This window comes from Streptosporangium sp. NPDC000509, assembly GCF_042898365.1.
Taxonomy (GTDB): domain Bacteria; phylum Actinomycetota; class Actinomycetes; order Streptosporangiales; family Streptosporangiaceae; genus Streptosporangium.
Genome location: NZ_JBIAYX010000013.1, coordinates 289973 through 300021, shown reverse-complemented (window position 1 = coordinate 300021; position 10049 = coordinate 289973). Strand labels below are relative to the sequence as shown.

Sequence of the window (10049 nt, the reverse complement as noted above, 5' to 3'; positions counted from 1 at the left end):
GCCGCGGCCGACGGCGCGGGCGCCTCGTTACCGGTGCACGCCGTGACCAGCGCACCCGCACCGATAACCGCACCGCCGACGAGGAAACCCCTGCGAGCCAATGGGTTGGACATGTCAATCTCCTTGCGATTTTTTGTGAAATGAGGTGAGGGATAACGATCAGGTAGGAGATCGCAGGGAACGCCGCTGGAGCAGCACGGCCACCACGATGATCAGGCCCTTCGCCACCAGCTGGTCGCTGGTGTTGAGCCCGTTGAGAATGAACAGGTTCGTGATCAGGGTGAAGATCAGCAGACCCAGGATCGACCCGATGATCGACCCGCGGCCCCCGGTCAGCAACGTGCCGCCGATGATGACCGCCGCGATCGCGTCCAGTTCGTACAGGTCCCCGTGCGTGGAGGAACCCGTCGTCGTCCTGGCCATGATCAAAACGGCCGCGATCCCACAGCACAACCCCGACAACGCGTACAGCATCACGGTGTGACGCCGCACGTCGATACCCGCCAGCCGGGCCGCCTCGGGATTACCGCCCACCGCATAAGTGCGCCGGCCGAACGTGGTGCGGTTCAGCAGGATCCACCCGGCCACCACCACCAGCACGAAGATGTAGACCAGCACCGGAATGCCCAGCACCCGCGACGTCGACAACTCCACGATCATCTCGTTGCCCTGCTGCACCAGCTGGGTCCGCCGATCCGACATCCGCTGCGCCAGACCCCGGGCCGCCACCAGCATCGCCAGCGTCGCGATGAACGGCACCATCCGCCCGTACGAGATCAGCAGCCCGTTCACCAGGCCCGCACCGGTCCCGACCAGCACCGCGCACACGATCATCACGAACGGGCCGTAGGACTGCGTCGCCAGCGTCGTCGCCCACACCGACGCCAACGCCATGATCGCGCCCACCGACAGGTCGATACCCCCACCGATGATCACGAACGTCGCACCCACCGTGATCACCCCGATGGTCGCCGCCAGCGACAGGATGCTCACCATGTTCGAGGTCGTGGCGAAGGTGTCGGGCACCGTGACCAGACCCACCGCCGCCAGCATCACCAGCGCGAACGCCAGACCGAGGTGCGGGATGTTGCCCAGCCGGGCCAGCGGCCCCTCCGCCGCGACGGGTTTGTGGGCCTTCTCCTCCACTCGCACCTGCTCGTCGACAGACGGCAGCCGAGGCTCGCTCATACCGGACTTCCTTCCATGATCATGTCGAGGACGGCGTGCTCGTCCAGCTCACCGGCACCGGCCTCACGAATGACCCGGCCCTCACGCAACACCAGCACCCGATCGGCCAGCCCCAGAACCTCGGGAACCTCGCTGGAGACCAGCAACACCCCGATCCCCTCGTCGGCCAACCGCCGCACCAGCGCGTACAACTCCGCCCGAGCCCCCACATCCACCCCGCGGGTCGGCTCGTCCAGCAACAACAGCTTGCGATCGTTCAGCAACCAGCGCGCCAGCACCGCCTTCTGCTGGTTACCACCCGACAACGTCTTGATCGGCCGCTCCGGATCGGCCGGCCGCATCTCCAGCGCCCGCACCATCTCCCGCGCGTCCGCCGCCTCACGACGCCGATCCATCCAGCCCAGCCGCGAATACCGGCCCAGACTCGCCAGGCTGATGTTGCGCGACACGCTCTGGTCCAGCAGCAACGCCTGCGCCTTGCGCTCCTCGGGCGCCAACCCCATGCCCAGCCGCACCGCATTGGTCGTGCCACCGCCCCGGCGCACCACCTTGCCCTCCAGCATCACCTGCCCGGAGAAACGCCGCGCCCCGTACACCGCCTCGATGATCTCCGAACGGCCCGAGCCGACCAGACCGGCCAGCCCCACGATCTCCCCCGCCCGCACCGAGAACGACACATCGGAGACACGGCCGGGAATGCTCAGCTCGCTGACCCGCAGCACCTCCGCCTTGCCGTCGTGGGTGCCGGAGGCGGGACGCTCGGGGAAGACGTACTCGACGTTGCGGCCGGTCATCAGCGAGACCACCTTCGAGGTCGGCGTCTCCTTGGCCGGCAGGCCCACCGCGACCGTGCGACCGTCCTTCAGCACCGTCACCCGATCCCCGATCTCGCGGATCTCCTCCAGCCGATGCGAGATGTAGACCACCGCCACCCCCTGCGAGGTCAGCTCCCGGATGATCCGGAACAGGTTGCCCACCTCGTCATGGGCGAGCGCCGCCGACGGCTCGTCCATAATGATCAACCGGGTGTCGTGCGACAACGCCCGCGCCATGCTCACCACCTGCTTGGCCGCCGGAGACAACCGCCCCACCTCCACCGACGGGCGGATCTCCCCGTGCCCCAGCCGCGCCAGCAACTCCCGCGTCGCCCGCGCCGACTCCCCGCGGCTCACGAACCCCAGCCGGGCCGGCTCATGCCCCAAGAACACGTTCTCGGCCACACTCAGCCCGTCCACCAGGTCAAGCTCCTGATAGATCGTGGAGATCCCGAGCCTGATCGCCGCGATCGGGCTCGACAGCCGCACCTCCTCACCGTTCAGCGTGATCGTCCCCTCGTCGGGCTGGTGGGCACCGGCCAGGGTCTTGATCAGAGTGGACTTCCCGGCACCGTTCTGGCCGAGCAGACAGTGCACCTCGCCGGCACGGACCTCCAGGTCGACGCCGTCCAGGGCGCGCACTCCGGGGAACTGCTTGACGATCCCTCGCATTACGAGGAGGGGTGCCGAGTCGGTTGACGGCTCGGGCATGGGGGGCCTCCGTGGATCTTTACGACTGAATCTCGATGGGGACTTCGCTGGGAACTCGATAGAAGGGGACGATGGGGATCCCGCCCGTCCGGCCGGGCCGGACAGCACCAGCGTGGCGCCGCCGAGGTCGGCGTGAACGACGGCGTCACGAATCCGGTTCTCCAACCGGACGGACGGGATGTTCGTGGGGGCGATACCGGGTCTCACGAGATATGGCGTCTCATTCGCGCTCCTTCTCGGGTGCCGGTGCCGCCAGGCGGGCGTCGATGGCAGTGGGGTTGGAGAGCACTCTCTCCGTGACGATCCCGGCGGCGCCGCGCGAGGCGGCGCCGAAGCCGAGATCGGAGGCGACGAATTCGCAGCGGGCGGCGGATCCCTCCACGCCCAGCCGCTTCAACTCCGCCTGCGCCACGGGGATGAGCCGGTCGGCGAGCTTGGCGAAGTAGCCGCCGATGACGATGACGCGCGGGTTGAAGAGGTTGACCAGGGTGGCCGAGCCTCGCCCGAGCCAGCGGCCCACCTCGCCGATGGCCAGGTCGACCCGGGGATCACCCGCGGCCCACCGCAGCTCGATCTCGGCCAGCCGCTCCTCCGGGTCGCGCATCACCCCGTCGTGCATGCCGTAGGCGTGGTCGGGGGTGGCCATCCGGACCAGCGCGGCCAGGCCGACCTTCGTCTCCCAGCAGCCGATCCGGCCGCAGCCGCAGCGCTCGCCCGAGGGGTCGACCATGACGTGGCCCACCTCTCCCGCGAAGCCGTCGGCGCCGCTCAGCAGGCGTCCTCCGGAGATCACGCCGCCGCCGATGCCGACCTCGCCGGTGAGATAGACGAGATCGGACGTACCGGAGGCGACTCCGCCGGTGAACTCGGCGAGGGCCGCCAGGTTGGCGTCGTTGTCCACGCTGATCGGCACGTCCGGGGGAACTCCGGCGCGTACCAGCCAGTCCACCACGGGGACGCCGTACCAGCCCAGGTTGGGGGCGACGTCCACGGTGCCGGTGGCGGTGTCGACGAGACCGGGAACGGCCACGGTGATCCCGGCGACCTTGACCTCCAGGAGGTCGAGTTCGGCCATGGCCTCCCCGATCACCCGGGCCAGCTCCGTCAGGGAGCGCTCGGAGTCGCAGCCCATCGCGTCGAAGCCGACCCGCCGGTCGATCAGCACCCTGCCGCCCAGGTCGGTGGCGAAGGCGGCGATGTAGTCGACGTTCACCTCAAGGCCGAGGGCTCCGACCCCCGCCCCGTCCAGCGCGAGGGCGAGTCCGGGGCGGCCGACGGCACCCGCGTGCTGCGGCCCGATCTCCTTGAGGAGGCCTCGGGCCTGCAGCTCGCTGACGAGGCTGGTGACCGTGGTCTTGTTCAGACCGGTCTCCATGGCGACGACGGACCTGGACCGCGGGCCGTACTCGCTGACGTGACGCAGCACCAGGGACAGGTTGGACCGGCGCACGGTGGCCTGGTCGGCGGGTATACCGGCCGACCTGTTCGAGCTCGTCGAACCGCCGTTGCGACTGCCGGTCCAGCTACGGTGCACGTCACTCCCCTCAATTAATTTGCATGACTGGCCGAATTAAAGGCTCAGTCCAGGTTGGGGCGCAAGGTCCGAAACGTTTCGATCTGCGTAACGTTTTCGTAACACGGTCGCGCGTTTGCGCGTGTACGTCACACGAACGACAGATACCGAGTCGTTACCGTCCTCCCCGGTGCGCGACAGGACACCTGTGTGTTACAAATCCAATTAATTTCTATCCGAGACAAATAAAAGCCAGGTGGCCGTGTGACCCAGGAGCAGCACCAGGCCCGCACGGTGGGCGGCACGCCTCAGGCCGCGGGTCCCGCCCTGCTCCGCCGGACGAACCTCTCCCTGGTCCTGCGCCACCTGCGCGAGCACGGGTCCACCTCCCGGTCCGACATCGCGGAGGCCACGGGCCTGCACCGGGCCACCGTCTCCAACCTGATGGTCGAGCTCCTCGACCGGCGGCTCGTCCAGGAGGTGGGCGTCGACCACGCCGGCACGGTCGGCCGCCCCCGGCGGGCGGTGGCGCTGCACGGCGCGCACATCGGTGCCCTCGGCCTGGAGATCAACGTCGACTACGTCGCCGTCCACGGCGTCGACCTCGGCGGCAACGTCCTGGTCGACCGCCGCCTGGGCTTCGACGCGGCGGGCAGCGGTGCCAGCCGCTCGCTTCGCGAACTCGGCCTGACGGCTCGCGAGGCCATCGAGGAGATGGCGCGCGCCGGGGCCGCGCCGGCGGGCATCGGAGTGGCGGTCCCCGGCCTGGTCGACGTCGACCACGGGGTGGTCGCCTTCGCCCCCAACCTCGACTGGCACGACGTGCCGCTCGCCGCCCGGCTCTCCTCCGCCCTCGGCCCGCTGCGCGTGCCGGTCACGGTCGACAACGACGCGAACCTCGCCGCTCTGGCCGAATACACCTCGGGAGTCGCCGCCGGTACGGCCGACATGGTCTACCTCACCGGCGAGGTCGGCGTGGGCGGCGGCATCGTCGTGAACGGCAGGCTGCTGCGCGGAGCGGACGGCTTCTCCGGCGAGGTCGGGCACCTGCCGGTCGACCCGAGCGGCGGACGCTGCGGCTGCGGGCGGTTCGGCTGCTGGGAGACGAAGGTGGGCCTGGCCGCGCTGGTGCGCATGGCGACCCCCGAGCGGGCGTACGGGCTGGAAACGGTCCCGGTGCCCGATCCCGAGGAGCGGGTGGCCGAGATCGCCCGCGACCTGGCCGCCGGCGACCAGCAGACGCTGGTCGCGGTCGCGGAGGTCGGCCGCTGGCTCGGGCTCGGCGGCTCGATCCTGGTCAACCTCTTCAACCCGCGCGTGATCGTCGTAGGCGGTTACTTCGCCACCCTGGCCGCATGGCTGCTCCCCTTCGCCCAGGCGGAGCTGGAGCGTCTGGTCGTCGCCGGCCCCGCGGCCCGCTGTCGTTTCATCGCCTCCGACCACGGCTTCGGCGCCGCCTCCCGGGGCGCCGCGAACGTGGTGATCAACCAGATCGTCAACGACCCTGCCGCGATCATGCCGCCCGCCGGAGCCTGACAGCCCCGGCGGGGCGGGCGGTCTCTTCTACGATCGAGGATGTGACCGCCCCGATCTCACGTTCCAGTGCCCGGATCCTGCTGGTCGACGCCGACGAGCGCCTCCTGCTGTTCCGCTACCCGGCCCCCGCGCAGTGGCCCGCCGAGCACTGCTGGATCACCCCTGGCGGAGGGGTGCACGACGGCGAGACACTGACCGCCGCCGCGGTCCGCGAGATACGCGAGGAGACAGGGCTGGAGATCACGGAAGAACGCCTGGGGCCCGTCGTGGCCCGCTCCTCCGGCCTCACCTGGTTCGGAGACGTCCAGATCGCCGCGATCGACTCGTTCTTCTTCCTGCGCGTCGACGAACACGCCGTCGACGTCTCGGGACAGGAGGAACTGGAGCGTTCGCTGATCTCGGCGCACCGCTGGTGGACCCGTCACGATCTCCTCACCACCGATGAGACGATCTTCCCCCTCAACCTTGGAGCCCTGTTGTCCGATCTCCTGGACGGAGACCTCCCCGCCGAACCCGTCCCGCTGCCCTGGCACCACGACGAGTAGTCCCCGCCGACGGTGACGGGCGGGTGTGCCCGCCCGTCACCGTGTACGTGCCGCCCCGGGGATTCGAACCCCGAAACTCCGGTTCCTGAAACCGGCGCCTCTGCCGTTGGGCCAGAGCGGCCGGGCGTGCCGTACGCACGCCGATGTCACCGATGTCACTGGATCGCCTGGGTCGCCTGGCCGTTCTCGCTCGACGTCCCGGAGCACTGCGCGTGGTGAGTGGTCGCGCCTCAGGTCGTCGCGTCCAGGGTCGCCTTCGCTGGAAGTCACCGTGTCGTCGCGTCGTCGGAACGGCAGGGCTCGAACCTGCGGCCTTCCGGTCCCTGGCCGGATGCTCTTCCTGCTGAGCTACGCTCCGTCACGCGTCCGGTCCGGTTGGCGTGGGCCGTACCGGACGCGTCGCGGGCCTGCGAACCGGGCGGGGGTCGCCACTCCCGTCGCCGAGTCCCAGTCCCATGCCCTTCTCCTGCCAGGGCAGAGCCGCAGCGGGGGTTCGAACCCCGTCCTGCCGGGTGGAAACCGGCTGCCTTACCGATTCGGCCTCTGCGGCGTGTCTTCCGAGATGAATCCTTTCCCCCTTCCCACGAGAAGGTGTGAAAGCGTTCAACGTACTGCGCCGTGAATTTATGGAGGGCGGGGAAACCGGCTTCCGTGCACGCTGGTCGAAGCAGCCCCCATGGTTCAGGAAATGAAGAAGCCGCCTGGACCGATGTCTTGGGCGGCTCGGCGGTTTCCCTCGCAAGGACTAGCCGCCTGCCCCCTCGGGAGCCGGTGTACCGTTATTGAGCAGCGAAAACATCTCAAGGCTTCCCTGCCACACCGGTGACGCGCCGTACTTCATCGTCGATCCTTTCCGAGGTGCGGAGCGGATGCCCCGGCCTTTTCTTCATTGAAGTACAAAGGCAACCTTCGATGCCAGTGGTTTTATCCGCGCTTTCCTCGCCCGAGGTTTTCGACGGCCGTTTTCCGCGGCTCGCGGAGAATTCGTCGTTCGTCGCGCGCCGGGCTTGCCGGGCCCGTACTCGCGTTCTTTCCGCCGCGAATCCGGGTGGCCCGATCCGTCCCGCCGATGCCCGGCCGCCCGAACGTCACCTCCTCACCGGGCTCCCACCGCGTGGGTGGCAGGCCGCGGAGCCGGGTGACGGCCTCTCGTCGCGACCACCTCGCGGTTGTGCGGCTGCGCGGGCTCCCGTGTGATCGATGAGAGAACCGATCGCGTGAACCGGTGTCCCTCATCTTCTGGTTAGGTGAGCGACATGGCACTTCACCCCAATATCGATCCCGGACTGGCCGCCGCCCTCGAGGCGAGTCCCCTGCCCGCCGCCGATTTCGGCGCCATGCGACTGGAGGACCTGCCCGACGTCCGTCTCCAGCTGGACGCGGCGCGTGCGGCGATGCCCCCGCTCGCTCCGGACGAGCGAGTCGTGATCGAGGACCGGACCGTACCCGGCCCCGAGGGCGATCCCGACATCCGGTTGCGGATCTACCGGCCCGCCGGGCAGGAGGGCACCGTCCCCTGCCTGTACTGGATCCACGGCGGCGGGATGATCCTCGGCGACGTGGAGACGGAGGACGCGCGCCTCAATGAATACGTCGCGGCGCTGGGATGCGTGATCGTCTCGGTCGACTATCGACTCGCACCGGAGAACCCGGACCCGGCGCCGGTCGAGGACTGCTACGCGGGTCTGCTGTGGACCGCCAAGAACTCCGCCGAGCTGGGCATCGACCCGGAGCGCCTCGCGGTGGGCGGGATCAGCGCGGGAGGCGGGCTCGCCGCGGGCACCGTGCTGCTGGCACGCGACCGCGGCGGCCCGGCCCTCGCGTTCCAGCTCCTGATCTGCCCGATGCTGGACGACCGCAACACCACTCCTTCCAGCCACGAGTTCGTCGAGGCGGTCGTGTGGAACCGGGCAGCGAACCTCTTCGGATGGAAGGCACTGCTCGGCGAGCGATCGGGCGGCGACGATGTCTCCCCGTACGCGGCCCCGGCGAGGGCGACCGACCTGTCAGGGCTGCCCCCCGCGTACATCGACGTCGGCGAGCTGGAGGTCTTCAGGGACGAGTGCTTCGACTACGCCCTGCGGCTGGTGCGGGCGGGTGTCTCCACCGAGTTCCACCTCTACCCGGGGGCCTTCCACGGCTTCGACGGGATAATCCCCGAGGCGGAGATCAGCCGCAGGGCCGCCGCCGAACGGGTGGTCGCGCTACGCCGGGCCCTGCTGCGCTGACCGGGCCGGGGATCGAACGTCCCGCTCAGCGCAGCACCGGGTAGTTGGCGCGGATGAGGCCGTGCGGGTCGCGGGAGCGCTTGAGGTCGCGCAGCCGGGCCAGCACGTCGACGGGGAACGCGGCCGCGGCCCGCTCACCGGGACTCAGCGAGGTGTAGGGCTTGCGTCCGCTGCTCCACGGGACCAGGTCCGCTGAGATCGCGTCCTGGCGGGCCCGTACGGCGGTGGCCGCCTCGGGTGAGGGGGCGAGGCCCAGCATGGCCAGCATGTAGGGCTCCGCCAGGTGGCCGCAGGCGCCACCGTTCGTGGCCGGGCGGGACAGGGCGCCGCCGAGGTGGCGGATCTGCACGCTCAGCAGCGGAGCGATCGGCGCGGTGAGCAGCGTCGCCACGACCTCGTCGGCCAGGTCGGTCAGCAGCTCTCCCCGGTTCACCCCCGCTCCGGGAGCGGTGGGCTCGGCGCAGACGGAGTCCAGCTCGGCCACCCGCAGCGGGCCCCTGCTGTCCGAGATCACTCCGTCGATCTTGTCCAGGCGGCGCAGCAGGTCCTGGGCCTCCCCCGTCTCTCCCAGGAACGTCGCGTCCACGGCGACCATGGGCGCCGCTCCGGGAAAGTGCAGCAGGTCGAACCAGACGCTCAGCTCGTCGGGGGCATCGGCGGTGATCTCCCGGAACGCCTGGAGCACCAGCGGGGCGCTCTCACCGGGCCACATGACGCGTCCCCCGTACAGGTGCGGCGCCGGGTGCAGGTCGAACTCGACGGCGGTCACCACGGCGAAGTCGCCGCCGCCTCCTCGCAGCGCCCAGAACAGCTCGGCGTCGGACTCGGCACTGACCGTGGCCCGCACGCCGTCGGCGCCGACCACGTCGAAGGCGCGCACGCTGTCGGCGGCGAAGCCGTGGCGGCGGCCGAACCAGCTCAGGCCCCCACCCAGGGTGTAGCCCACCACGCTGGGGCCCGAGGAACTGCCTGCCAGCCCGGTCAGCCCGTGTGGTCCGGCGACGGCGAGCACCTCGCCCCACCTCACCCCCGCCCCGACCCGCGCGGTGCGCTGCCGCGGCCGTACGTCCACCCCGCCCAGCCGCCCGGTGCGCAGCAGGATCACTCCCTCCACGTCGCCGCTCGCGCCGTGCCCCAAGGGCTGGGCGGTCACGCACAGCCCGGCGAGGCGCGCCCAGGTGACCAGCGCGGCCACGTCGTCGGCGTCCTCCGCCTCGACCACCGCCGCCACCGGCTGGTCGACCGCGAGGTTCCACGCCCGCCTGGCCTGCTCGAACCCCTCGTCTCCCGCCGCCAGCACCGGCCCCCTGACCGCGCGCCGCAGATCGTCCCCGATCGTCATGATCGCCTCTCCCCTTTCACCGTTACCGATCCCCACTGTCGAACGAGCCGGCTGAGATCGAGCTGAGGTCGAGTTGAGATCCGGGATCTGCGCTAACCCGAGCGGATCCCGTGCAACCTTCCGTCTCGTCGCAGCGTCTATAGGGGTCAAAGCGGGGCATGCGCCACGGGG

Annotated in this window: 7 protein-coding genes and 3 tRNA genes; 3 read left to right on the top strand and 7 right to left on the bottom strand. The window is 70.0% G+C overall.

The window, feature by feature from the left end; genetic code table 11:
- Window positions 1–159: 159 nt before the first annotated feature.
- The 3 genes from ACFY3D_RS24810 to ACFY3D_RS24800 form a co-directional block, all read right to left on the bottom strand.
- Window positions 160–1188 carry an ABC transporter permease gene (locus tag ACFY3D_RS24810; RefSeq protein ID WP_389983125.1) on the bottom strand — a complete coding sequence of 343 codons (1029 nt, stop codon included), beginning with the start codon at window positions 1186–1188 and terminating at the stop codon, window positions 160–162.
- A complete protein-coding gene (locus ACFY3D_RS24805) occupies window positions 1185–2714 on the bottom strand; it encodes a sugar ABC transporter ATP-binding protein (RefSeq protein ID WP_389983122.1) in 1530 nt (509 codons plus the stop codon). The genes ACFY3D_RS24810 and ACFY3D_RS24805 overlap by 4 nt, the downstream gene beginning before the upstream one ends.
- Before the next feature lie 220 nt (window positions 2715–2934).
- Entirely contained in the window at window positions 2935–4248 is a 1314-nt protein-coding gene (locus tag ACFY3D_RS24800) for an ROK family protein (protein ID WP_389983119.1), read from the bottom strand.
- Window positions 4249–4491: 243 nt separating this feature from the next.
- On the opposite strand from ACFY3D_RS24800, the gene ACFY3D_RS24795 reads away from it, so the two are divergent.
- Complete coding sequence (locus tag ACFY3D_RS24795) at window positions 4492–5763, top strand: ROK family transcriptional regulator (RefSeq protein WP_350949031.1); 1272 nt, start codon at window positions 4492–4494, stop codon at window positions 5761–5763.
- A gap of 41 nt (window positions 5764–5804) precedes the next feature.
- Window positions 5805–6308 (top strand): NUDIX hydrolase, encoded by a 504-nt coding sequence (locus ACFY3D_RS24790; RefSeq protein WP_389983115.1) that lies wholly within the window; start codon window positions 5805–5807, stop codon window positions 6306–6308.
- A 48-nt stretch (window positions 6309–6356) separates the two neighbouring features.
- Here the strand turns inward: ACFY3D_RS24790 and ACFY3D_RS24785 are convergent.
- From ACFY3D_RS24785 to ACFY3D_RS24775, 3 genes are all read right to left on the bottom strand, one after another.
- Window positions 6357–6429, bottom strand: a tRNA-Leu gene (locus tag ACFY3D_RS24785).
- A gap of 164 nt (window positions 6430–6593) precedes the next feature.
- Window positions 6594–6666, bottom strand: a tRNA-Pro gene (locus tag ACFY3D_RS24780).
- A gap of 120 nt (window positions 6667–6786) precedes the next feature.
- Window positions 6787–6858 (bottom strand) — tRNA-Gly (locus tag ACFY3D_RS24775).
- A 706-nt stretch (window positions 6859–7564) separates the two neighbouring features.
- On the opposite strand from ACFY3D_RS24775, the gene ACFY3D_RS24770 reads away from it, so the two are divergent.
- Window positions 7565–8536 carry an alpha/beta hydrolase gene (locus tag ACFY3D_RS24770; protein WP_389983113.1) on the top strand — a complete coding sequence of 324 codons (972 nt, stop codon included), beginning with the start codon at window positions 7565–7567 and terminating at the stop codon, window positions 8534–8536.
- Between the two features lie 25 nt (window positions 8537–8561).
- Here the strand turns inward: ACFY3D_RS24770 and ACFY3D_RS24765 are convergent, their stop codons facing one another.
- Complete coding sequence (locus tag ACFY3D_RS24765) at window positions 8562–9878, bottom strand: FAD-binding oxidoreductase (RefSeq protein WP_389983110.1); 1317 nt, start codon at window positions 9876–9878, stop codon at window positions 8562–8564.
- Window positions 9879–10049: the final 171 nt, after the last annotated feature.